At 71.4% G+C, this 23,251-nt stretch carries 21 protein-coding genes and 1 tRNA gene; 10 read left to right on the top strand and 12 right to left on the bottom strand.

The features are described from left to right. Window positions 1–25: 25 nt before the first annotated feature. A complete protein-coding gene (gene eno, locus L2K70_RS02895) occupies window positions 26–1,303 on the bottom strand; it encodes a phosphopyruvate hydratase (protein ID WP_236398713.1) in 1,278 nt (425 codons plus the stop codon). A gap of 99 nt (window positions 1,304–1,402) precedes the next feature. Here eno and L2K70_RS02890 point away from each other — a divergent pair, with 99 nt between their 5' ends. Next, on the top strand, window positions 1,403–1,846 hold the full coding sequence (locus L2K70_RS02890; RefSeq protein WP_236398711.1) for a helix-turn-helix domain-containing protein: 444 nt from the start codon (window positions 1,403–1,405) through the stop codon (window positions 1,844–1,846). On the opposite strand, the gene L2K70_RS02885 is transcribed toward L2K70_RS02890, so the two are convergent. From L2K70_RS02885 to mfd, 3 genes are read right to left on the bottom strand one after another with little or no spacing between them, the layout of a single operon-like run. Continuing rightward, the gene (locus tag L2K70_RS02885) at window positions 1,783–2,229 is read right to left on the bottom strand and encodes a MazG nucleotide pyrophosphohydrolase domain-containing protein (protein WP_236398709.1); all 447 of its coding nucleotides are present in this window, start codon (window positions 2,227–2,229) and stop codon (window positions 1,783–1,785) included. The genes L2K70_RS02890 and L2K70_RS02885 overlap by 64 nt on opposite strands. Window positions 2,230–2,234: 5 nt before the next feature. Beyond that, complete coding sequence (locus L2K70_RS02880; RefSeq protein WP_236398706.1) at window positions 2,235–2,906, bottom strand: hypothetical protein; 672 nt, start codon at window positions 2,904–2,906, stop codon at window positions 2,235–2,237. Continuing rightward, complete coding sequence (mfd, locus tag L2K70_RS02875) at window positions 2,903–6,490, bottom strand: transcription-repair coupling factor (protein WP_372477463.1); 3,588 nt, start codon at window positions 6,488–6,490, stop codon at window positions 2,903–2,905. The genes L2K70_RS02880 and mfd overlap by 4 nt, the downstream gene beginning before the upstream one ends. Before the next feature lie 144 nt (window positions 6,491–6,634). Here mfd and L2K70_RS02870 point away from each other — a divergent pair, with 144 nt between their 5' ends. Continuing rightward, window positions 6,635–7,321, top strand: a complete 687-nt coding sequence (locus L2K70_RS02870; protein ID WP_236398700.1) for a hypothetical protein — start codon at window positions 6,635–6,637, stop codon at window positions 7,319–7,321. Window positions 7,322–7,389: 68 nt separating this feature from the next. Here L2K70_RS02870 and L2K70_RS02865 read toward each other — a convergent pair whose 3' ends face one another. The 4 genes from L2K70_RS02865 to L2K70_RS02850 all read right to left on the bottom strand — a co-directional run bounded on the left by L2K70_RS02865 (window position 7,390) and on the right by L2K70_RS02850 (window position 10,137). Beyond that, complete coding sequence (locus L2K70_RS02865) at window positions 7,390–7,797, bottom strand: VOC family protein (RefSeq protein WP_236398697.1); 408 nt, start codon at window positions 7,795–7,797, stop codon at window positions 7,390–7,392. A 104-nt stretch (window positions 7,798–7,901) separates the two neighbouring features. Further along, the gene (locus L2K70_RS02860) at window positions 7,902–8,672 is read right to left on the bottom strand and encodes a 3'(2'),5'-bisphosphate nucleotidase CysQ (RefSeq protein WP_236398695.1); all 771 of its coding nucleotides are present in this window, start codon (window positions 8,670–8,672) and stop codon (window positions 7,902–7,904) included. A gap of 26 nt (window positions 8,673–8,698) precedes the next feature. Beyond that, complete coding sequence (gene pth / locus L2K70_RS02855; RefSeq protein ID WP_236398693.1) at window positions 8,699–9,301, bottom strand: aminoacyl-tRNA hydrolase; 603 nt, start codon at window positions 9,299–9,301, stop codon at window positions 8,699–8,701. Window positions 9,302–9,432: 131 nt separating this feature from the next. Beyond that, window positions 9,433–10,137: a 50S ribosomal protein L25/general stress protein Ctc gene (locus tag L2K70_RS02850; RefSeq protein WP_236398690.1), complete on the bottom strand. Its 705-nt coding sequence runs from the start codon at window positions 10,135–10,137 to the stop codon at window positions 9,433–9,435. A gap of 238 nt (window positions 10,138–10,375) precedes the next feature. Here L2K70_RS02850 and pepN point away from each other — a divergent pair, with 238 nt between their 5' ends. Together pepN and L2K70_RS02840 are read left to right on the top strand one after the other, a co-directional pair. Continuing rightward, the gene (pepN, locus tag L2K70_RS02845) at window positions 10,376–12,775 is read left to right on the top strand and encodes an aminopeptidase N (protein WP_236399403.1); all 2,400 of its coding nucleotides are present in this window, start codon (window positions 10,376–10,378) and stop codon (window positions 12,773–12,775) included. Between the two features lie 13 nt (window positions 12,776–12,788). Further along, entirely contained in the window at window positions 12,789–14,456 is a 1,668-nt protein-coding gene (locus tag L2K70_RS02840; RefSeq protein WP_236398686.1) for an asparagine synthase-related protein, read from the top strand. Window positions 14,457–14,477: 21 nt separating this feature from the next. Here the strand turns inward: L2K70_RS02840 and L2K70_RS02835 are convergent, their stop codons facing one another. After that, window positions 14,478–15,449: a ribose-phosphate diphosphokinase gene (locus tag L2K70_RS02835; protein WP_236399401.1), complete on the bottom strand. Its 972-nt coding sequence runs from the start codon at window positions 15,447–15,449 to the stop codon at window positions 14,478–14,480. 104 nt (window positions 15,450–15,553) lie between these two features. Continuing rightward, window positions 15,554–16,990, bottom strand: a complete 1,437-nt coding sequence (gene glmU / locus L2K70_RS02830) for a bifunctional UDP-N-acetylglucosamine diphosphorylase/glucosamine-1-phosphate N-acetyltransferase GlmU (protein WP_236398683.1) — start codon at window positions 16,988–16,990, stop codon at window positions 15,554–15,556. Between the two features lie 131 nt (window positions 16,991–17,121). On the opposite strand from glmU, the gene L2K70_RS02825 reads away from it, so the two are divergent. Next, a complete protein-coding gene (locus L2K70_RS02825) occupies window positions 17,122–17,961 on the top strand; it encodes an SDR family NAD(P)-dependent oxidoreductase (protein ID WP_236398679.1) in 840 nt (279 codons plus the stop codon). Beyond that, window positions 17,958–18,857 (top strand): alpha/beta fold hydrolase, encoded by a 900-nt coding sequence (locus L2K70_RS02820; protein ID WP_236398676.1) that lies wholly within the window; start codon window positions 17,958–17,960, stop codon window positions 18,855–18,857. Before L2K70_RS02825 ends, L2K70_RS02820 begins: the two co-directional genes overlap by 4 nt. On the opposite strand, the gene L2K70_RS02815 is transcribed toward L2K70_RS02820, so the two are convergent. Both L2K70_RS02815 and L2K70_RS02810 read right to left on the bottom strand, forming a co-directional pair. Next, entirely contained in the window at window positions 18,841–19,434 is a 594-nt protein-coding gene (locus L2K70_RS02815) for a uridine kinase family protein (RefSeq protein ID WP_236398674.1), read from the bottom strand. The two genes, L2K70_RS02820 and L2K70_RS02815, sit on opposite strands and share 17 nt — an antisense overlap. Before the next feature lie 47 nt (window positions 19,435–19,481). Next, a tRNA-Gln gene (locus L2K70_RS02810) sits at window positions 19,482–19,560 on the bottom strand. 214 nt (window positions 19,561–19,774) lie between these two features. Between L2K70_RS02810 and L2K70_RS02805 the strand changes: the two genes are divergently transcribed. Genes L2K70_RS02805 through L2K70_RS02790 form a run of 4 tightly spaced genes read left to right on the top strand, consistent with a single transcriptional unit; the run spans window position 19,775 to window position 23,229 of the window. Then, on the top strand, window positions 19,775–20,734 hold the full coding sequence (locus L2K70_RS02805) for an ABC transporter ATP-binding protein (RefSeq protein WP_236398671.1): 960 nt from the start codon (window positions 19,775–19,777) through the stop codon (window positions 20,732–20,734). Further along, window positions 20,727–21,623 carry an ABC transporter permease gene (locus L2K70_RS02800; RefSeq protein WP_236398668.1) on the top strand — a complete coding sequence of 299 codons (897 nt, stop codon included), beginning with the start codon at window positions 20,727–20,729 and terminating at the stop codon, window positions 21,621–21,623. The genes L2K70_RS02805 and L2K70_RS02800 overlap by 8 nt, the downstream gene beginning before the upstream one ends. Further along, window positions 21,620–22,531: an ABC transporter ATP-binding protein gene (locus L2K70_RS02795; RefSeq protein ID WP_236398665.1), complete on the top strand. Its 912-nt coding sequence runs from the start codon at window positions 21,620–21,622 to the stop codon at window positions 22,529–22,531. Before L2K70_RS02800 ends, L2K70_RS02795 begins: the two co-directional genes overlap by 4 nt. After that, a complete protein-coding gene (locus L2K70_RS02790; RefSeq protein ID WP_236398662.1) occupies window positions 22,528–23,229 on the top strand; it encodes an ABC transporter permease in 702 nt (233 codons plus the stop codon). The genes L2K70_RS02795 and L2K70_RS02790 overlap by 4 nt, the downstream gene beginning before the upstream one ends. The last annotated feature ends 22 nt before the right edge of the window (window positions 23,230–23,251 follow it).

The following is a 23,251-nucleotide window of genomic DNA, read 5'->3' as shown; positions in this document are numbered from 1 at the left end:
GCGCCCGGTGAGGCGTCTGCCCCGGTCAGCCCCCGAATCGCGGGAAGGCACCCCGACCGGCGTAGCGAGCCGCGTCACCGAGCTCGTCCTCGATGCGGAGCAGCTGGTTGTACTTCGCGACCCGGTCGGAGCGGGCCGGCGCACCGGTCTTGATCTGGCCGCAGTTGGTGGCGACGGCGAGGTCGGCGATGGTCGTGTCCTCGGTCTCGCCGGAGCGGTGGCTCATCATGTTGCGGAAGCCGGCGCGGTGGGCGAGCTCGACGGCGTCGAGGGTCTCGCTGAGCGACCCGATCTGGTTGACCTTCACGAGCATCGCGTTGGCCTGGCCGCCGTCGATGCCGCGCTGGAGGCGCTCGACGTTGGTGACGAACAGGTCGTCGCCGACGAGCTGGGTCTTCGTGCCGAGGGCGTCGGTCATCGCCTTCCAGCCGTCCCAGTCCTCCTCGTCGAGGGGGTCCTCGACGGAGACGATCGGGTAGGAGTCGACGAGGTCGGCGTAGTAGGCGACCATCTGGTCGGTCGACTGCTTCTTGCCCTCGAAGACGTAGCTCTTCTTGTCGAAGAACTCGCTGGCCGCGACGTCCATCGCGAGCGCGATGTCCTTGCCGAGCTGGAAGCCGGCGGACTTCACGGCCTCGGCGATCAGGTCGAGCGCCGCGCGGTTGCTGTCGAGGTTCGGGGCGAAGCCACCCTCGTCGCCGAGGCCGGTGGAGAGGCCCTTCTTCTTCAGCACCGACTTCAGGGCGTGGTAGACCTCGGCGCCGTGCTGGAGCGCCTCGCGGAAGGTCGCGGCGCCGATCGGCGCGATCATGAACTCCTGCACGTCGACGTTGGAGTCGGCGTGGGACCCGCCGTTGACGATGTTCATCATCGGCACGGGCAGCAGGTGCGCGTTGGGGCCGCCGACGTAGCGGAAGAGCGGGAGCCCGGACGACTCGGCAGCGGCCTTGGCGGTCGCGAGGGAGACGCCGAGGATCGCGTTGGCGCCGAGCTTGGCCTTGTTGGCGGTGCCGTCGAGGTCGAGCATCGCCTGGTCGACCAGCCGCTGGTCGTCGGCGTCCAGGCCGACGACCGCGCCGGCGATCGTGTCGACCACACCGGCGACGGCCTTCTGCACGCCCTTGCCGAGGTAGCGCTTGCCGCCGTCACGCAGCTCGACCGCCTCGAAGGCGCCGGTCGAGGCGCCGCTGGGCACGGCCGCGCGACCGAACGCTCCGTCCTCGAGGAGGACCTCCACCTCGACGGTGGGGTTGCCTCGCGAGTCGAGGATCTCGCGGGCGCCGACTGCGGCGATGATCGACATGGGTGCTCCTGTGGGGGACGTCTTGTGGACGCCCGCCAGCCTAGCCACGTCGTGGCGGTACGTCGCCGGGTGTCCGCGGGCGTGGCTACGGTGGCGACGATGTCGACCCCGGCCCAGCACCTCAGCGCGTTCGTCGACCGCGCCGGCGACGACGACGAGACGGGTGCGCGCATCCGCCGGGCGATGGCCGGCGAGTCGGCACCGCGGTTCCGCGACCGGCTCCTCCTCGAGCGCGCCGCGTGGCTCGCCAGGTCCACCGACCGCACGCTGCAGGACATCGCCGACGACTGCGGGTTCCGTGGGTACGACGTCTTCGTCCGCGCCTTCCGGCGTGAGCTCGGCGCCTCGCCGTCGGCCTGGCGGGCCGAGCCGACGAGCTGGGAGATCGACGCGCCGGGCGACGTGCACGTCCACCCGCCGGACGGGATCGTCCTGCCGGCGTGGGCGTCGTACGACGACACCCCGTCGATCGGCGTGTCCTACGTCGCCGTGTTCTCGGGCGACGAGAGGTTCGTGCCGCTCGACGGGCCGCCGGGCACGTAGTCCGCCTTCTCAGCAGCCTTGGCGGCGTTGTAGAGCGCCATCACCTCGTCGACGGTGGTGGCGACCGCGTCACCGAAGACGTGGGGGTTGCGGCGCTCCATCTTGGCCCGTACGCCGCGGGCGACGTCGTCGAGCGTGAACTCCCCCGCCTCCTCGGCGATCACCGCGTGGATCACCACCTGCAGCAGCAGGTCGCCGAGCTCGTCGCACAGGGCGGCGGGGTCGCCGGACTCGATCGCCTCGACGACCTCCTCGGCCTCCTCGCGCACGTAGGGGATCAGCGAGGTGTGGGTCTGCTCGCGCTTCCAGGCGCACTCGCGCTGCAGGACCCGCATCTGGTCGGCGAACGCCTCCAGCTCCGAGCCACTCGACGAGGAGGCCATGCGTGTCAGCCGCAGCGCTGCGTCGAGGGGAGGGTCCCGGCGAACTCGGCGTCGGGGGTGTCGGCGAGGCCCGACTTGGCCGTGTCGCCGACCGCCACCGAGGTGTTGGTGTCGATCGGCTTCAGCACACCGTCCACGCTCTCGAGCCCGTAGCGCGGGTCGATCTCGATGCCGTTGGCGTCGGGCCACGTGTTGAGGACGTCGACGCCGGCCTGGGTGGCCTCGTCGCTCGTCGGGTCAGTGACGCCGCGGTCCTCAAGGACCTTCGCGCCGACCTGGTCGACGATGTCCTGCGCGTAGGCAGGCGTCGAGGTGAGCTTGATGTAGTCGTCGCGCACGTCCTCGGGCATCGTGGCGGCGGTGCCCTGCCGCTGGGCGACGTCGTTCTGGTAGGTCGAGCCCGGGGTGACGCCGTACTCGTCGGCGATCTGGTCGACCTGCGCGCGCAGCGTCAGGAGCTGGACGACGTACTGCCGCACGAAGCTCATCGGCACCGGCGACTCGAGCTGGTCGCCCACCGAGGTGCAGTAGTGCTCGGTGGCCGTGTCGATGGTCCGGTTGGAGATCGTCTCGTCGCCGACCTTCGCCGCGATCCCGGGGGACGCGCTGCCGCACCCGGTGAGCAGCAGCCCGGCGACTCCCACGGTCGCGGCCGTCATCAGGCGGGTCTTGCTCACGAGTCGCTCCTCGAGGTCTCTGCTGGGTCTGCTGCGGGTGGAGGTGCCGGCGAGGCGATCACGTCGTCGATCACGCCGCGGGCCCATTCAAGCAGGGCCACGCCGCCCACCGGACGCACGGGGAACCCCGCGGTCTGCGGTCGCGGCACGAGGATCGTACGCACCGGCGCCTTGACGATGCTCTTCGGATGCAGCCGCTGCAGCCGTACGACGCGCGAGTCCGGGAGGTCGACCGGCGCGAACCGGACGTACTTGCCGGCGACCGTCACCTCCCCCACGCCGACCTGGCGGCACCGGGCCCGGAAGAGCGCCACGAACAGGAGTGACTGCACGACCTCGGGCGGCTCGCCGTAGCGGTCGACCAGCTCGGCGCGCACCTCCTCGACATCGGCGTCCGAGCGCACCTCCGCGAGGCGCTTGTAGATCTCGAGGCGGAGCCGCTCGCTGGGGATGTAGTCGTGCGGCAGGTGCGCGTCGACGGGCAGCTCGATGCGGACCTCGGCGAGCTCCTCCTCGGTGCCGCCCTTGAACTCCGCGACCGCCTCGCCGACGAGCCGGACGTAGAGGTCGAAGCCCACGTCGGCGATGTGGCCGGACTGCTCGCCGCCGAGCAGGTTGCCGGCGCCGCGGATCTCGAGGTCCTTCATCGCGATCGCCATGCCGCCACCGAGGTCGGAGTGCTGGGCCAGCGTCGCGAGGCGCTCGTGGGCGGTCTCGGTGAGCGGCTTCTCGGCCGGGTAGAGGAAGTAGGCGTAGGCGCGCTCGCGCGAGCGACCGACGCGACCGCGCAGCTGGTGCAGCTGCGAGAGGCCGAGCGTGTCGGAGCGCTCGATGATCATCGTGTTGGCGTTGGAGACGTCGAGGCCGCTCTCCACGATCGTCGTGCACACCAGCACGTCGAAGCGCTTCTCCCAGAAGTCGAGCATGACCTGCTCGAGGGCGTGCTCGCCCATCTGGCCGTGGGCGGTCGCGACCCGCGCCTCGGGCACCAGCTCGCGGATCCGGGCGGCCGCCTTCTCGATCGACTGCACGCGGTTGTGGATGTAGAAGACCTGGCCCTCGCGCAGCAGCTCGCGCCGCACGGCGGCGACGACCTGCCGGTCCTCGTAGGCGCCGACGTAGGTCAGGACCGGGTGCCGCTCCTCCGGCGGGGTGGTGATCGTCGACATCTCGCGGATGCCGGTCACCGCCATCTCGAGCGTGCGCGGGATCGGCGTCGCGCTCATCGACAGCACGTCGACGGACGTGCGCATCCGCTTCATCTGCTCCTTGTGCTCGACGCCGAAGCGCTGCTCCTCGTCGACGATGATGAGGCCGAGGTCCTTCATCTTGATGTCGGGGTTGAGCAAGCGGTGGGTGCCGACCACGATGTCGACCGAGCCGTCGGCGAGGCCGGCGATGACCTCCTTGGCCTCCTTGTCGGTCTGGAAGCGCGAGAGCCCCTTGATGACGACGGGGAAGCCGCTCATCCGCTCGGAGAAGGTCGACATGTGCTGGGTGACGAGCAGCGTCGTCGGCACCAGCACGGCCACCTGCTTGCCGTCCTGCACGGCCTTGAAGGCCGCCCGCACCGCGATCTCGGTCTTGCCGTAGCCGACGTCGCCGCACACGAGGCGGTCCATCGGGACGACCTGGCGCATGTCGGCCTTGACCTCGTCGACGGTCGTCAGCTGGTCGACGGTCTCGGTGAACGGGAAGGCGTCCTCGAGCTCGCGCTGCCACGGGGTGTCGGGGCCGTAGGCGTAGCCCTTCGTGGCCTGCCGCGCGGCGTAGAGCTTGATCAGCTCGGCGGCGATCTCGCGGACGGCGCGGCGCGCCTTGTTCTTGCGCTTGGTCCAGTCGCCACCGCCGAGGCGGTCGAGCGCCGGGTTCTCACCGCCGACGTAGCGGGTGACCTGGTCGAGGGTGTCGGCCGGGACGTAGAGCATGTCGTTGGGCCCGCCGCGCTTGCTGGCGCCGTACTCCAGGACGAGGTACTCGCGGACCGCGCCGCCGATCTCGCGCTGCTTCATCTCGACGAACCGGCCCACGCCGTGCTGCTCGTGGACGACGTAGTCGCCGGCCTTGAGCTCGAGCGGATCGATCTGCTTCTTGCGGCGCGTGGGCATCTTGCGCATGTCGCGCGTGGACGCCTTCTGGCCCGACAGGTCGTCGCCGGTGACGACGGCGACCTTCGCCTGGTCGTCCACGAGGCCGTTGACGACGTGGCCGCACGTGACCGTGACGACGCCGGCGCCGGCCGTGCCGCCCTCCTCCACCAGCCGGGCCGCGACGTCGTGCTCGCCGAGCAGCTCGACGAAGCGCTGCGCGGGACCGTGACCGGCGTGGACGACGACCACGTCGAGGCCGCGGTCGAGCCAGTCGCGGATGTCGGTGACCGCCTGCTCGAGGTCGCCGCGGTAGGCCTCGCCGGGGTGGACTGGCAGGCTGAGCGACTCGTCCTCGACCTCGTCGAGGCCGAACGGGCTCACCGTCCACCAGGCGTGGCCGAGCCCGAGCGCGTGGAGGCGGACGTCGGCGATCTCGCGGTACGACGCGGCGCCGAGGTCGATCGGCGCGGTGCCACCGCCGGCGGCCGCTGCCCACGACGCCCCGAGGAACTCCTCGCTCGTCGCGACGAGGTCGTGCGCCCGGCTGCGGGCGCGCTCGGGGTCGAGGACCAGCACGGTCGTGTCGGCCGGCATCAGGTCGACGAGCAGCTCCATCTCGTCGACGAGCACCGGCGCCAGCGACTCCATGCCCTCGACCGCGATCCCGGCGGCCATCTTGTCGGTGAGCTCGAGCAGCTGCGGGTGTGCTTGCCCGAGCTCCGCGGCGCGACGTCGTACGTCGTCGGTCAGCAGCAGCTCGCGGCACGGCGGCGCCCACAGGCGCTGGACCGTCTCGAGCGTGCGCTGGTCGGAGACGGCGAAGGCACGGATCTCCTCGACGTCGTCGCCCCAGAACTCCACGCGCAGCGGGTGCTCCTCCGTGGGCGGGAAGACGTCGACGATGCCGCCGCGCACGGCGAACTCGCCGCGTCGCTCGACCATGTCGACGCGCGTGTACGCCGCCTCGGCGAGGCCGCGGACGACGTCCTCCAGCGGCCGGGAGTCGCCGGGCACCAGCTCGACCGGTTCGATGTCGGCGAGACCGGGGACCTGTGGCTGGAGCAGGCTCCGGATCGGCGCGACGACGACCTTGAGCGGGCCGTTGGTCGCGTCCGTGCCGGGGTGGCGCAGCCGGCGCAGCACCGCGAGGCGGCGACCGACGGTGTCGCTGCGGGGGCTGAGGCGCTCGTGCGGGAGCGTCTCCCAGCTCGGGTAGTAGGCGACCGTGTCGGGGTCGACGAGGTCGCCGAGCTCCTCGACCAGGTCCTCGGCCTCGCGGGACGTGGCCGTCACCGCGAGCACGGTGCGACCGCGGGCGAGCAGGCCGTGCACCACGAACGGGCGGACGGCTCCCGGGCCGGTCAGGTCGAGGGCGTTGCGCACCGCCGCGTCAGCCAGCGCGCCGCCGAGCGTGGGTGCGGAGACGACGCGCTCGGCGACGGCGAGGAGCGGCGTGGACGGCACGAGGGGTTCCTTCGGAAGGATCGGGGGCATGCGAGAAGGCCCCCGTCCCGCGGGATGGGGGGAGGTGATAAGTCTACGGGGGCGGTGGGTTTGCCCCACGTGCCACGGGGTAGCACCCAGACCACACCGGACTCCACCTGCATCTGACCTTCTCTCGAGAGGAACAACGGGGACATGCGCACCAACCGACTCGTGGCCTTCACGGTCACCGCCGCGATCGCCGGCATCACGCCGATCGCGATCGCCGCGCCCAGCCAGGCCAGCGACAACCTGACCACCACCATCACGCTCACCGTCAGCTACGGCGAGCCGCGCGTGGTCTACGGCGACGACATGTCGCTCACCTCGGAGATCGACTCCTCCGACGGCCTCTCGCCCTACAACGACGCCGACACCGCCACCCTGTGGGCGATGCCCGCCGGCTCCACCACCTGGACCGCCGTCGAGACCCAGCCCGCCAGCGGCTACATCTCGTGGACCGACTTCAAGCCGGCCCAGAACACCGCCTACAAGGCCACCTACAGCGGCGGCACGGCGGCCAACCAGTACGCCGACAACTACGCCGCGAGCGAGTCCGCCCCGCTGGGCGTCGAGGTCGCCCGCAAGATCACCTACCCGAAGAACGGGTTCGTGATCAAGGGCAAGGTGACGCCCAACTACGGCAAGAAGAAGATCGTCATCAAGGTCTCGAAGAAGCAGAACAAGGGCTACAAGTCCTTCAAGACCATCAAGACGACCTCGGCCGGCAAGTACAAGGTCACCCTGCCGCGTCGCGGCGGCACCTGGTACTGGAGCTTCGTCGTCAAGGGCGACGCGAAGTACCTCGCCAACGGCTTCGTCTGGAAGACGTTCGTCGGCTGACCCGACACGCGTACGACGACCCCCGGCGGACACGGTCCACCGGGGGTCGTCGCCATTTCATGTCGGTCTCAGGACGCGGGCGGCCCGGCGTCGACCTCACCCTGTGAGCGAAGGATGCAGAACTGGTTGCCCTCCGGGTCGGCGAACACGACCCAACCCGTGCCCGGGCCGTACTGGCCGCGCTGGTCGTCGACCTGGACCGCGCCGAGCGCCAGCACCCGCTCGACCTCCCCGTCGCGCGTCCCCTCGCGCGGGCGCAGGTCGAAGTGGATCCGCTTGGCCGGCAGCTCCTCGTCGGGCACCTCGATGAAGAGGATCGTGTGCCCGGTCTCCGGGTCGTGGATCTCGCACTCCTCGTGCCCCGGCTCGTTGGGGTCGCCCTCGCGGTCGACGTAGCCCAGGAGCTGCTTCCACCACTCCGAGAGCTCGAAGGCGTTGCGGCAGTCGACGGTGGTGTGCGAGACGAAGGAGGTCATGCGCGCCACGCTGGCAAGGCAGGCGTGCGCACGCAACCCGATAAGGCGATGTCCGCTGGTCGAGGAGGTCGCGCGGCGACCGCCACGAGACCCGGGGGGCAGCGTCAGTCGGTCCCGTGGCGTCGTACGAACTCGATGATCTGCTCGGCGAGCTCGGGGCGGCAGACGATGAGGTCGGGCAACGAGGTGTCGTCCTCGTTGTAGACGAGCGGCGAGCCGTCGACGCGGCTGCAGTGCAGGCCGGCCGCGCGGGCGACGGCGACCGGGGCGGCGTTGTCCCACTGGTACTGCCCGCCGGCGTGGACGTAGGCGTCGGCGACGTCGCGCACGACGCTCATCACCTTGACCCCGGCGCTCCCCATCGGGACGAGCTCGGCGTCGAGCTCAGCTGCGAGGGCCTCGACGAAGGCCGGCGGCCGGCTGCGCGACACCGCGATGCGCGGGCGCTCGGAGGTGCGGGGCGGCAGCGTGCTCGGCCGTCCGGTGCTGAAGGTCTCGCCGAGCGCGGGCTGGGCGACGGCGCCGGCGACCAGGTCGCCGTCCTCCCAGAGAGCGACGTGGACGGCCCAGTCGTCGCGCGGCGGCTCGGAGAACTCGCGCGTCCCGTCGAGCGGGTCGATGATCCACACGCGGCGTGCGGTCAGCCGGGACTTGTCGTCCGCGGCCTCCTCCGAGAGCACCGCGTCGTCGGGCCGGTGCAGCGTCAGCACCCGGTCCAGCTCGGCCTGCGCCGCGGCGTCGCCGGCGTCCTTGAGGGCCTTGCCCTCGAGGCCGTCCGCCTCGGCTCCGGCGCGTACGTCGAGCAGGACGGTGCCGGCCCGCTCGGCCGCCCAGACGGCGAAGGCGTGGTCGTCGAGCGCAGAGGGATCGATCATGGTCACAACCCTATCGACGGCCCTCGTCAGGAGTTGAAGCGCTGCTGGGTCTTCTCGAGGCCTTCGGTGATCAGCGACTCGACCGCGTCGGCCGCGTCGCCGATCTGGAACGGCAGTTCCTTGCGCTCGACGGTGGAGTAGTTCGAGAGCACGAAGTCGGCGACGTCCTGGCGACCGGGCGGCCGGCCGATGCCGGCGCGGACCCGGTAGAAGTCGCCCGTTCCGAGCGAGGAGCGCATCGACTTGAGGCCGTTGTGGCCGTTGTCGCCGCCGCCGAGCTTGATCCGCAACGTCCCGAAGGCGATGTCGAGCTCGTCGTGGATCGCGACGATGTGGTCGGGGGCGACCTTGTAGAACGTCGCGAGCGCCTTGACCGGGCCGCCGGACTCGTTCATGTACCCGCGGCCGCGGGCGAGCACCACGCGCGGGCCGCCGATGGACAGCCGGCCCTCGACGACGTCGGCGCGCCCCGACTTGTGCGACCGGAACGGTGAGCCCATCCGGCTCGCGAGCTCGTCGTTGACCATGTACCCGATGTTGTGGCGGTGCCCGGCGTAGCCCGGTCCGGGGTTGCCGAGCCCGACGACCAGCCAGACGTCCGAGGTGGGTGCATCGCTCACGCGGTCCATCCTTCCAGTCCCGGGAGCAGCTCCTTCACCACGGTGCGTAGGCGAATGGGCACCTCCCCAGGTCAATTGACACGGGGAAGTGCCCATTCATCGACATCCCATGGTGGATGCGCACCACGGGACGCCGGAGGTCACTCGGAGTCGGACGAGCCGTCGGCGTCGCCGGACTCCTGTGCGGCGTCCTCGGCCTGGGCCTCCTCCTGCGCCTCGGCGATCTCCTCGTCGGACGGGTCGTGCTCGATGCCGAGGTCGGCCTCGGCCTCCTCGAGCTCGGCCTCGAGGGCCTCGGCGGAGATCTGCTCGGTCACGTTGACGACCAGCAGGTCCTCGTCGGCGAGCAGGGTGACGCCCGAGGGCAGGTCGAGGTCCTTGGCCAGGAACTGGGTGCCGGCAGCGGCGCCCTCGACCGAGACCTCGAAGGCCTCGGGGATGTGGGTGGCCTCGGCCTCGACGGCGACGACGGCGTTCTCGGTGACGACGAGCGTCTCCGGACCGGCCTCGCCCACGACGTGCACCGGGACGTCGACGGTGACCTTCTCGCCGCGCTTGACGGCGACGAAGTCGAGGTGCTCGATGACGCGGCGGATCGGGTCGACCTGGACGTCCTTGGTCAGCGCGAGCTGCTCGGAGCCGTCGATGGTGAGCGACAGGAGCGCGTTGGCGCCGCCGTGCTTGAGGGCCATCATCGTCTGGTGACCCGGGAGGATCACGTGGACCGGCTCGTTGCCGTGGCCGTAGATGACCGCGGGGATCTTGTTGTCGCGGCGGATGCGGCGCGCGGCACCCTTGCCGAACTCGGTGCGGGCCTCGGCCGCGATCTTCTCGACGTCAGACATCTGCTTCTCCGTACGTGTAGGGGGTCAGGGGCCTCGGCCGGAGACGACGAACGCCGCGCTCCGGATCGTGAGCGCGGCGCAGCGGAGCTGTTCCGGCCCAGTCGATCACGGAGTCCCAGTCGTTCGGGTGGGCTCCCTCGCCGAGGCAACCCGAGAACTCTAGACCCGGTCGCGTGGCGGGGTCGAATCCCGGATGCCGGGCCCGCGGCCGTCCGCCTAGGGTGGCCGCGTGCCCCTGATGCTCCCCGAGGCGCGCGAGCGCGCCGTCCTGCTGACCGACGTCCACACGGTGGTCCACCTCGACCTCACCTCGACCGAGGACTTCGGGGTCGAGGCGACGATCTCGTTCGGCTGCACGCAGCCGGGGGCCTCGACGTTCCTCGAGCTCAACGGCGGCCGCGAGGTGACCCTCGACGGGCGCCAGGCGCCGTACGCCGACGGGCGGATCGCGCTGAGCGACCTCGGCGAGACCAACGAGGTCCGCGTCACCGCGCGGATGCCGTACGTGCACGACGGCGACGGGATGACCGAGACGATCGACCCCGCCGACGGCGAGCGCTACGTCTGCGCGCACACCTCGATGGACATCACCCAGAAGGTGATCCCCTGCTTCGACCAGCCCGACATCAAGTCGACCTTCGAGCTCTCGGTCACCGCGCCGTCCCACTGGACCGTGCTGGCCAACGGCGCGCTCGAGTCCCGCGACGGCGACACGTGGAGGTTCACCAAGACGCCGCCGTTCTCGTCGTACCTCTTCACCGTCGTCGGCGGACCATGGGTCTCGGTGACGTGGGACGAGCCCTACGCCCCCGCGCCCGGCGGCACCCTGCCGTTCGGCTGGCACGCCCGCGCGTCGCAGGAGCGCGAGCTGCGCCGTGACGCCGACGAGCTCAGGCGGATCACCAGCGCGTGCTTCCAGCACTACACGACGGTCTTCGAGCCGGAGTACCCCTACGCCGACTTCCAGCAGGTCTTCGCACCCGGGCTCAACTGGGGCGCGATGGAGTTCCCGGGCTGCGTCGTCTACCGCGACGAGACGCTGGTGCAGGGCACCCCGACCGAGCTCGAGCGCGAGTGGATCGCCTCGACGATCGCCCACGAGATGGCGCACATGTGGTTCGGCGACCTCGTGACGATGAAGTGGTGGGAGGACTCGTGGCTCAACGAGTCGTTCGCCGACTTCATGGGGTACGACGTCTCGGGCACCGCGGCCGGCTACACCGACGCCTGGACGTCGGCCGCCATCACCCGCAAGCCGGCCGGCTACCGCGCCGACCGCCGCCGCTCGACGCACCCGATCGCGGAGGACACCGAGAAGATCGTCGACGTCGACACGGCCTTCGCCAACTTCGACATGATCACCTACGCCAAGGGCAACGCGACGCTGGCGCAGCTCGGCCACTGGCTGGGTGAGCGCGACTTCCTCGCCGGCGTGAACCGGCACCTCACCACCCATGCGTTCGGCAACGCCGACCTCGCCGACTTCCTGGACTCCCTCGACGCCGAGAGCGAGCAGGACGTGCGCGCCTGGGCGGAGAAGTGGCTGCGCACGACCGGCTTCGACACGCTCGTCGTGACGCGTGACGGCGACGTACCGGTGTTGACCCGCGAGGGGACCCGCCCGCACCGCCTCACCGTGTCGGCGTACGACGACTCGATGAGGCTCGTCGACTTCCGCGACGTGCAGCTCGGCGACGAGCCGGTGCGGCTCGAGGAGCTCGCCGGCCGGGTCGTCGTACCGAACGCGGGGGACGAGACCTTCGCCGTCATCCGACCGGACGAGCAGTCGTGGAATGCCATCACCGCCGGCCTGTCATCGGTCGAGTCGCAGCTCACGCGGGCGATGCTGTGGTGGACCGCGATCGACCTCTGCGAGTCGCAGGTCATCGGCGTCGACGAGATCATCGCGCTCGCCGACCGGCACCTGCGCCCCGAGACCCACCCGCTGGTGTTCGAGGGCGTGATGCGCGGCCTCCAGACGATCGCGCGTCGCTACTCGACCCCCGACTCGGTGGCCGGGCACCTCGCCGTGATCGCCGACATCGCGCGCGAGGCGACCGAGGGGGGCGACCCCGCCCTGGCACCCGGGGCCTCCCGCGTCCACGCCCGCCTCACGTCCGACACCCAGCGCCTCGTCGACCTGCTCGGCCAGGACGACGCCGACCAGAGCGTCCGCTGGGCGGCCGTCCAGCGGCTCGCCGAGCTCGGCGAGACGTCGTACGTCGATGCGGAGGCCGAGCGCGACAAGTCGGTCTCCGGCCACCACGCCGCGCTCACCGCGCGCGCGCTCGTGCCGACCGAGGCCGCCAAAGCCGAGGCGTGGGAGCGGCTGATGAGCGGCGAGCTCGGCAACCACGAGCTCGACGCCGTCGGCGCCGGCTTCTGGGGCTGGGAGCAGGCCGACCTCGTGCACCCCTACCTCGCGCGCTATGTCGCCGAGGGTCTTGAGCTGGCCCGCCGCTCGGGCCAGGCGATGGCCGACCTCATCGGTGACGCCTTCCCGAAGCTGCCGCTCACCCCGGACGTACGCCGCGAGCTGCGCGCCGCGGTGGCCCAGGCGCTGGCGGGGGGCGACGTGCCGACCGTCCTGGCGCGGTCGTGGAACGACTCTCTCGACGACCTCGACCGCACCCTCTGACCCGGTTCCGCGGATGACGACGCAGGGGCGTGCCGTGTTCGGCGGCCTGCGCAGCCCCCTGGTCTGCGGCGCGCTGGGTCGTCACGACCGCGACCGGGTGCGCCGGATGGCCGCCGCGCTCGGCGCGGACGTGCGGATCCAGCACGAGGACCGCACCGCGACGCTGGCCCTGGACCGCGAGCCACTGCGGTGGGGGGACCGGCGGCACGGCGGGCTCGGCTGGATCGAGGGCCAGCCGTGGCGTGCGGGTCCGACGACGTGGGAGCAGGCCTCGACCGCCGGGGCGTGCGGACTGGTGCTCGACGGCCGCAAGCGCCGGTTGCACTCCTCGATCAACGGCATCGGGGCGGTCTACTGGATGGTCGACGGCGACGCGGTCTACTTCTCCTCGCGCATCGACCCCCTCGTCCAGGCCGCGCCGGGGCCGCTCACGATCGACTGGGACGCCTGGTCCTCGATCATCGCGGTGCGCTTCCCGGCCGGGGACCGTACGCCGTTCGCCGAGATCCGCCGTCTCGAGCCGTACTCGACCCTGTCCGTCGAGCGCGGCCGGCCAGTCCTCGAGTCGCCGCCCTGGCCCTGGCTCGACGTGGAGCAGCACCTCGACCGGCACGAGGCCGGAGCCGCGCTCGCCCGGATCCTCCTGGAGACCGCCGAGGCGGTGGACCGTCCCGTCCTCGTGCCGCTCAGCGGCGGCCGGGACTCCCGGATGCTGGCGTGCACGTTCGCCGAGGCGGGCCTCGCGTCGCGGGCGATCAGCGTCGCCGACGACGAGGGCGACACCCACGAGGAGGACCTGGCCCGGCCGGTGGCCGACGCGCTCGGTCTCGAGCAGGAGCGGCTCGCGGCCGACCCCGCGGACTACCCGGCGAACTGGCAGGCGCGCGCCAGGCTGGTCGAGCACCAGTTCGTGGACCACGCCTGGCTGGTGCCGCTCTCCCGCCACGTCGCGCGTCAGGACCTGCCGATCACCGACGGCCTCGCGATGGACACCATGCTCGGGCACGGCACGCGCTTCTTCGTCGAGGAGACCCTGGACCGCGACGACGCGCGGCGGGCGAGCCTGGCGCTCTTCGACAGCATGCGGCAATACGGCCGTGGACACCTGGCCCTGACCGAGCACCTGCGCGGACCGGTCGAGGAACGGGCGCGCGCGCTCTTCCTCGGTGTCGCTGAGCAGTTCGAAGGGGCGCCGGAGCAGACCCGCCTCACCTTCTACCGCACGCGGACGGTGCGGGGCGTGGCGTCGTACGCCACCGGGCTGCTGGGGCAGCGCGCCTCGGTGGTGGCGCCGGCGATCGGCAACGACTTCGTCGTGACCTCGCTCGCCGCGACCACGGAGGCCCGCGACCTCGACCACCTCTACGTGGCGACGTTCGACGCGCTCGCCCCCCACATCGGACGCCTGCCGTCGACCGCCACGGCCGAGAGGCGCGCGCCGCACCTGCCGCGGGTGTGGCGCTCGGACCCGGCGGTCGACGCCCACCGCAAGAGGATCGCGCGCGGTCCGCTGCGAGGCCTCGTCGACCCCGAGCTGCGCGCGTGGCTGCGCTCCTCGCCGCGGGGCGAGCTGTCTCCCGACCTGCGGCTCGGGATGGAGGCGATCAGCCTGCTCCACTCCTGGTGGTGGCGCTACCGCGACCGCCTGCACGAGGTCGACGTACGCGACCTCGTCGGCTGAACGCCCTTGGTTGCTGGTCGATCAGGCGTGGCCGTCGAACATCGAGGTGACGGACCCGTCCTCGAAGACCTCCCGGATCGCGCGGCTCAGCAGCGGGGCGATCGAGAGGGTCGTCAGCTTGTCGAACTGCTTCTCCTCGGCCACCGGGAGGGTGTTGGTGACCACGACCTCCATGGCGGTGGAGTTCTTGAGGCGGTCGACCGCGGGGTCGGAGAGGATCGGGTGGGTCGCGGCGATGATCACGCCCGCGGCGCCGTCGGCCATGCACGCCTCGGCGGCCTTCACGATCGTGCCGCCGGTGTCGATCATGTCGTCGGTCAGGATGCAGATCTTCCCGGTCACCTCACCCACGACCCGGTTGGCGACGACCTCGTTGGCCACGTCGATGCGACGGGTCTTGTGGATGAACGCGAGCGGTACGCCGCCGAGGCGGGCCGACCAGCGCTCGGCGACCTTGATCCGGCCGGCGTCCGGGGAGACGACGGCGAGCTCCTGGTCGCCGTACTTCTCCTTGACGTAGTCGGTGAGGATCGGCAGCGCCATCAGGTGGTCCACCGGGCCGTCGAAGAAGCCCTGGATCTGGTCGGCGTGCAGGTCGACCGTGATGAGGCGGTCGGCGCCGGCGGTCTTGAAGAGGTCCGCGACCAGGCGTGCCGAGATCGGCTCGCGGCCACGGTGCTTCTTGTCCTGCCGGGCGTAGCCGTAGAACGGCATGACGACCGTGATCCGCTTGGCCGAGGCCCGCTTGAGGGCGTCGACCATGATCAGGTGCTCCATGATCCACTCGTTGATCGGAGCGGTGTGGCTCTGGATCACGAAGGCGTCGCACCCGCGCACGGACTCCTCGTAGCGGACGTAGAGCTCGCCGTTGGCGAAGGCCCGCGCGTCCTGCGGGACGAGCCCGCACTCGAGGAGGTCGGCGACCTCCTCGGCGAGCTCGGGATAGGCCCGTCCACTGAAGACCATGAGGTTCTTCTCGGTGGTCCGCTTCATTCCGGTCACGCGACGCGACTCCTCGCTGTGGCAGCAGCTTCGAGGGTGTTCGGAGGTGCTGGGCACGATTCTGGCCCACGCCGGGGCCATCCGCGAGCCCGGGGTCAGCCCTCGGTCGTCTCCTGCTGTTCACGAGCCGTTCGCGCGGCCTCCGCCTGCGCCGTGCCGGCTCGCTTCGACTCGGTCCAGCCCTCGAGGTTGCGCTGCGGCGAGCTGCTGACGGCGAGGGCGCCCGGCGGCACGTTGCGGCGTACGACGGTGCCGCCGGCCGTGCCCGCGCCGTCGCCCACCGTCACCGGCGCGACGAACGTGTTGTTGGACCCGGTCCGCGCGTGGCGCCCGATGGTCGTGCGGTGCTTGGCCACGCCGTCGTAGTTGGCGAAGATCGTGCCGGCGCCGATGTTGGTGCCCTCGCCGATCTCCGCGTCGCCGACGTACGACAGGTGCGGGACCTTGGCGCCGTCGCCGATCCGCGCGTTCTTGGTCTCGACGAAGGCGCCGATCTTCCCGCCGACGCCGAGCTGCGTGCCGGGGCGCAGGTAGGCGAAGGGCCCGACGGTGGCGCGGTCGCCGACGACGGCGAGCTCGCCGTGCGTCCGTACGACGCGCGCGCCGGCGCCGACCTCGCAGTCCTTCAGCGTCGTGTCCGGACCGACCACGGCGTCCTCACGCACGATGGTCGCGCCGAGGAGCTGGGTGCCGGGAAGGATCGTCGCGTCGGGCTCGATCACCACGTCGGCCTCGATCCACGTCGTGGCCGGGTCCATGACGGTGACGCCGTCCTTCATCCAGCGGGTCACGATCCGGCGGTTGAGCTCCCTGCCGAGCTCGGCGAGCTGGGCGCGGTCGTTGGCGCCCTCGGTCTGCGCCACGTCGTCGATCAGGTGGGCCCCGACGGTGAGGCCGTCCTCGCGGGCGAGGTGGACGGCGTCGGTGAGGTAGTACTCGCCCTTGGCGTTGCGGTTGGTGATCCGCGGCAGCGCGGAGACCAGGAACTCGGCGTCGAAGGCGAGGATCCCCGAGTTGATCTCGTCGATCGCCTGCTGCTCGGGCGTGGCCTCCTTCTCCTCCACGATCGCCTCGACGTCGCCCTCGGCGTTGCGCACGATGCGGCCGTAGCCGAAGGGGTTCGGCACCCGGCCGCTCAGGATGCTCACCGCGCGCTGCGCCGCCTCGTGCTCCTCCGCGAAGGTGCGCAGCGACTCGCCCTCCAGCAGCGGGGTGTCACCTGCGGCGACGATCACGGTGCCGGTGGTCGTGCCCGCGGCCTCCATCGCGATCCGTACGGCGTGCCCGGTGCCCTCCTGCTTCTCCTGCACCGCCAGGACCGCGGTCGGCAGCAGCTCGATGATGTGCGGCCCGACCTGCTCGCGCTGGTGGCCGACGACTGCGACGACCCGGCTCGGCTCGACGGCCTGCACGGCACGGAGGACGTGCCCGATCATGGAGCGCCCGGCGATGGGGTGCAGCACCTTCATGGTCTTGGACTTCATGCGGGTGCCGCCGCCTGCGGCGAGGACGATGACGGTGAGGTTGTCCATGACCCGCAGTCTGTCACTGAGGCGGCGGGGCCCGGTCCACGGCCGGACCGGGGTACGTGAGCCTCGTCACCCGACGCGCAGACAGGGGCGCGACGGCTTTACAGTCGAAGCCCATCTGTCGAGAGGACGTCATGCAGCAGCTGGACGACAAGGTCGCCGCCATCACCGGAGCGGGCTCCGGCATCGGCCGGGCGCTCGCCCTCGAGCTGGCGGGCCGCGGGTGCCGACTGGCCATCTCCGACGTCTCCTCGGAAGGACTCGCGGAGACCGAGCGGTTGCTCGGCGGTCGTGCGCGGGCGCTGACGGTCTCGGTCGTCGACGTCGCCGACGAGTCGGCCGTGCTCGGCTGGGCCGACCAGGTCGTGGCCGACCACGCCCGCGCGAACCTCGTCTTCAACAACGCCGGCGTCGCGCTCTCCGGCACCGTCGCGGCCCTCTCCACCGACGACTACCGCTGGATCATGGGCATCAACTTCTGGGGCGTCGTCCACGGAACCAAGGCGTTCCTCCCCCACCTCGAGGCGTCGGGCGAGGGCCACGTCGTGAACATCTCCAGCGTCTTCGGGCTCACCGCCCAGCCGCTGATGAGCGGCTACAACGCGAGCAAGTACGCCGTACGCGGGTTCACCGAGTCGTTGCGCCAGGACCTCGAGCTCACCGGCTCCCGCGTGAGCGCGACCTGCGTCCACCCGGGCGGCATCAAGACCAACATCGCCCGGGCCGCCCGCACCGACGCGAGCACCGCGGCCGCGATGGGCAAGCCTTCGGACGCCGCCGCGCACGACTTCGAGAAGTCGTTCATCACCTCGCCCGCCAAGGCGGCCGAGGTCATTGTCGAGGGCGTGCGCAAGGACAAGCGGCGCGTCCTCATCGGGCCCGATGCGCGCCTCATCGACGTGATGGGACGCGTCGCGCCCGCCGGCTACCAGCGCCTGATGACCGGCGTCGTCCGGAAGCGTGCTGCCCGATGAACCGCACGGCCCTGGCCGGGCGCCTCTACTCGCTCATCACGCGAGCCGAGGCGAGGGCGTACGGCCTGCGCGAGCGCCGCGTGGACGCCGGGGACACCGAGCTGGCCGTCCTCGAGGGTGGTCCCGCCGACGCGCCCGTCGTGGTGCTCCTGCACGGCTACACCGCCGACCGCGTGGTGTGGGTCCGCTTCGCGCGCCACCTGCAGCGCGACCACCGAGTGCTGATCCCCGACCTCGCCGGCCACGGCGCCACGGGGTTCACCGCGGGCACCGACTTCTCCGCTCCGGCCCAGGCCGCGCGCGTGGCGGCCCTGCTCGACGGCCTCGGCGTGGAGCACGCCGACGTGGCCGGCAACTCGATGGGGGGCTTCGTGGCCGCCACCCTCGCGGTCGCCCGGCCCGACCTGGTGCGCTCGCTGCTGCTGAGCGACGCCGTCGGGGTCACGTCGCCCGAGCCGAGCGACGCCGAGCTCGTCCTCCGCGAGGGCCGCAACCCGTTCCTGCTCGACGACGTCGCTCTCTTCCCGGAGTTCTACGCCATGACGATGGCGAAGGCTCCGTTCGTGCCGGGCTTCATCCGTGCCGCCATCGCTGCGGACTACGTCGCGCGACGCGACGAGCTCGAGGAGATCTTCCACGGTTTCTTCCAGCGCGACACGCTCGACGACCGCCTGGACGAGATCGCTGCGCCGACCTTGGTGATGTGGGGCGAGCAGGACCGGCTCGTGCACCGCAGCACTGCTCGGGTGTGGGCCGACGGCATCCCCGGCGCCCGTACGGTCACCTACCCCGAGGCCGGGCACATGCCGATGCTCGAGGTGCCGAGACGCAGTGCCGCCGACTACCGCGCGTTCCTGGCCCGGGTCGTCGACGCGCCCGTCACCGCTCGGCCCTGATCACCAGGTCGGCGCGCTCCTGAGGACGCTCGAGCCGCTCGTAGTCACGACCTTCCGGGATCCACTTGGTGTCCCACAGCGCGAGCTCGGCCTCGTCGTCGCCCTGCAGGACGTTGCGCGCCACCGCCCGCGCGCCCGCCTCGTCGGCATCCATGTCGATCCAGGCGCTCAGGTCGAACCAGTTCGTCGTGCGGTCGTGGAACAACCGGATGCCCTCGACGATCAGCACCACTGGCATCGGGTGGTCCTCGGCACCGGTCTCCCCCGACCACCAGCGGTAGTCGTAGCGCAGCCGCTCCCCTCCCTCGCGCGCCGTCCGCACCACCCGCTCGACCAGCGCCCAGTCGGTCTGCTCCCACATCCCCGCGTCCGGACCGCACGTCGTCGCGTGGAACGCGTCCGTCGCCACGACCTGCTCCTCGGTGATCCCCAGGTCGGCGGCGAGCCGCAGGGCGAGGGTGGACTTGCCCGCGCCGCCGTGGCCGCTGATCCCGACGACCGGCACGCCGCTCCCGGTGGCGTCAATCAGCGCGCGCGTCCGCGTGAGGAGGTCGTCGTACGTCGCGGGGGTGGGCATCGCTCCGATCCTCGCGGTCGTCGGTCGGCGACGCCAGCGAGTATCGGCTCCCCGGGTAGGAGTCGAACCTACGTCGCTAGTCCTGATTCAAAGTCAGGCGGGCCCTGCCGGCAGACCAACCGGGGAATGTGCGGAACAGACTAGAGGCGAAGCGCGGGACGTCATACGGAAGGGGCAAGCGGTTGCCCCGTCCGTATGACGTTGCGGGACGTGCGACGAAGTGGTCGCCCGGACGACCGCATCGCCACACGTCCTGACCGGTCGATCTTCACCAGACCTCCACACGCGATCGGGGCGATCCCTGATGCCCCGGGCCGGACGGGCCGCTAGCGTGACGGACGTGACGGGGGAACTCATCGGGCCCGGGCCGGTCATCACGACCGCGGGCCTCACCAAGCACTACGGCGCGGTCCACGCGCTGACGGACCTGACGGTCGAGGTCGGCTCCGGCGTGACCGGACTGGTCGGCGCCAACGGTGCCGGGAAGTCGACGCTGATCAAGATCCTGCTCGGCCTGCTCGAGCCGACGGGCGGCCACGCGCGCGTGCTCGGCCACGACATCGAGCACGACGGGCAGGAGATCCGGCGCCTCGTGGGCTACATGCCCGAGCACGACTGCCTGCCGCCCGACGTCAGCGCGAGCGACTTCACGGTCCACATGGCCCGGATGTCCGGCCTCGGCGCCTCGGCCGCGCGCGAGCGGGCCGCCGACGTGCTGCGTCACGTCGGGCTCGACGAGGAGCGCTACCGGCCGATGGGCGGCTACTCCACCGGCATGAAGCAGCGGGCCAAGCTCGCGCAGGCGCTGGCCCACGACCCCCAGCTGGTCTTCCTCGACGAGCCGACCAACGGCCTCGACCCGGCCGCGCGCAACGACATGCTCGACCTGGTCAAGCGCATCGGGAGCGACTTCGGGATCGCCGTGCTCGTCACCTCCCACCTGCTCGGCGAGCTCGAGCAGGTCAGCGACCACGTGATCGTCCTGGACGGCGGGCACCTCCTCCGGTCGAGCGCCACCGGTGACTTCCTCCAACGCACCGGCAGCCTGCTCGTCGAGGTCGTCGGCACCGAGACCGAGCGCGATCGCCTCGGTGAGGCACTCGCCCAGCGTGGGCTGACCTGCCGGCCGCGCGGTCCGATGGTCGCCATCGACCCACCACCTCCCGAGCTGGCCGCGGAGGGCGTCGCCCACGACCTGGTCCGCGACGTCGCCGCCGAGCTCGGCCTCGGCCTGATGCGGCTCCAGCCCGACCGCCGTCACCTCGAGGACGTCTTCCTCGACGGAGGTACCCATGTCTGACACCCCCCAGATCGGGCAGAGCCGCCCGGGCGTGATCCACGACCTCGGCTACCGCCACTACGACGGCGTACGCGACGGCACGCCCACGATCGCGCGCACGCTGTTCGTCACCGGCCTGCGCCACGCGTACGGCCTGGGGCGCTCCGGCAAGTCGAAGGTGATGCCCTTCCTCCTGCTCGGGATGTCGGTGCTGCCCGCGCTCATCGTGGTCGGCGTCGTGGTGCTCACCGGAGGCAGCGCGCTGCCGATCTCCTACGCCGACTACACCAACCAGACCCAGCTGCTGGTGAGCCTCTTCGCCGCGGCCCAGGCGCCGGTGCTGTTCTCCCGCGACCTGCGGCACCGCTCGATCGTGCTCTACCTCGCGCGGCCGTTGGCAGCACCGGTGTTCTCGATGGTCCGGTGGCTGTCGCTGACCGTCGCGGTCTGGCTGTTCATGGCGGTACCGACGCTCCTGCTCTACCTCGGCGCGCTGCTGGCCGGCATCGACAAGAGCGACCAGACGACGTCGTGGCTCAAGGCGGTCGTCCTCCAGGTCCTGCTCGCGATGATGATCGCCGGCATCACCGGGCTCATCTCGTCGGTGTCCCTGCGCCGCGGCTTCGCGGTGGTCGGGTCGGTGATGGCGCTCATCGTCCTCACCGGGGTGATCACCGCCGTACAGGCGATCTCGGCCGACCAGGACGCCGCCTCGGCCGCCACCGCCGTCGGGCTGTTCTCGCCGTGGTCGCTCTACAACGGTCTCGCCAACGCCTGGGACGCAGGCGTCGACACCTTCGCGCCGGTCGAGGGCGCCTGGCCGCTGGCCTACGCCCTGGTGGCCGTGCTGCTCGTCGGCGGCTGCCTGCTCGGGCTGGTCGCCCGCTTCCGGAAGGTGGGCTCGCGATGAGCAACCTCGTCCTCGACTCCGCCTCGCGCTGGTTCGGCAACGTCGTCGCCGTCAACGACGTCTCGCTCACCATCGGTCCCGGCGTCACCGGCCTGCTCGGTCCCAACGGGGCCGGCAAGACGACGCTCATGGCCATGATGGCGGGCTTCCTCGCCCCCTCGGCCGGGCACGTGACGCTCGACGGCCAGCCCGTGTGGCGCAACACCGAGATCTACCGCCAGATCGGGCTGGTGCCCGAGCGCGAGCTGAGCTTCGGCTACCTCACCGGTCGCCAGTTCGTGCGCGCCAACGCCGACCTCCACCGGCTTCCCGACGCCGCGGAGGCCACCGAGCGGGTCCTCGCCACGGTCGACATGGTCGAGCCCGCCTCGCGACGGCTCGACACCTACTCCAAGGGCATGCGGCAGCGCGTGAAGATCGCCGCGGCGCTCGTGCACCAGCCCTCGGTCCTGCTGCTCGACGAGCCCTTCAACGGCGTCGACCCGCGCCAGCGGATGGTCCTGATGGACCTGCTCCGCCGGCTCGGCGACGAGGGCCGCACGGTGCTCTTCAGCTCCCACATCCTCGAGGAGGTCGAGCGCCTCGCCCGCCACATCGAGGTCGTGGTGTCCGGTCGGCACGCCGCCTCCGGCGACTTCGGCGCGATCCGTCGGCTGATGACGGACCGACCGGTGCGCTACGCCATCCAGTCCAGCGACAACCGCGCCCTCGGCGCCGCGCTCATGGCGCGTGAGTCGGTGCGGGCGGTCAGCCTGCGCGGTGACCACCTCGACGTCCAGGTCGGCGACCTGGGCAGCTTCGCCGTCGAGCTCCCCGGCCTGGCCCGGCAGCACGACGTGACCCTGTTCGAGCTCTCCCCCAGCGACGAGTCGCTGGAGAGCGTGTTCGCCTACCTGGTGGCCCGATGATCAACTCGACCATTGCGAAGCTCGCGCTCCAGGCCCTGCTGGGCCGCCGCCGCTTCTACCTGCTGCTCGCCTTCCCGGTCCTGCTGATCGGCCTCGTCGGCCTGGTCACCGCGCTCACCGACGGCGACGCCGCCTGGGAGATCGTCCCGGGACTGGGCTACACGCTCGTCCTGCCGCTCGTCGCCATCCTCGCCTCCTCCTCGGTCCTGGGGCCCGAGGTCGACGACGGATCGATCGTCTACCTGCTCTCGAAGCCGGTCAGCCGCTACGGCATCGCCATCAGCAAGTGGCTGGTCGCGCTGGGTGCGACGCTGGTGGCCGGGTCGCTGCCGATCTTCGTCGCCGCGCTCATCACCGGCGACAGCGCCCGGGCGGTCGCCCTCCTCGTCGGCGCCGCCGTCGCCGGTACGACGTACTCGGCGCTGTTCCTCGCGATCTCCGCGGTCACCCGGCACGCGGTCATCGCGTCGCTGATGTTCGTGCTGATCTGGGAGAGCCTGCTCGGCAACCTGTTCACCGGCATCGCCTGGTTGAGCATCAGCCAGTGGGGCGTGCGCATCGCCCATGCGCTGTCGGACGAGCTGCCCGACCCGGCCAACCTGCCGTGGGCGATCGGTGCGAGCGCGGTCGTCACGGTGGTCGGCGTGTGGTTCGCGGGTGACCGGCTGCGGTCGTTCTCGCTGCGCGGCGAGGACTGAGCTCCGTCCTGCTCCGACCGGA

This window comes from Nocardioides potassii (assembly GCF_021648885.1).
Classification (GTDB): Bacteria; Actinomycetota; Actinomycetes; order Propionibacteriales; family Nocardioidaceae; genus Nocardioides; species Nocardioides potassii.
Note: the sequence above shows the minus strand (reverse complement) of the source record. Positions and strands in the feature narration are given on the sequence as shown.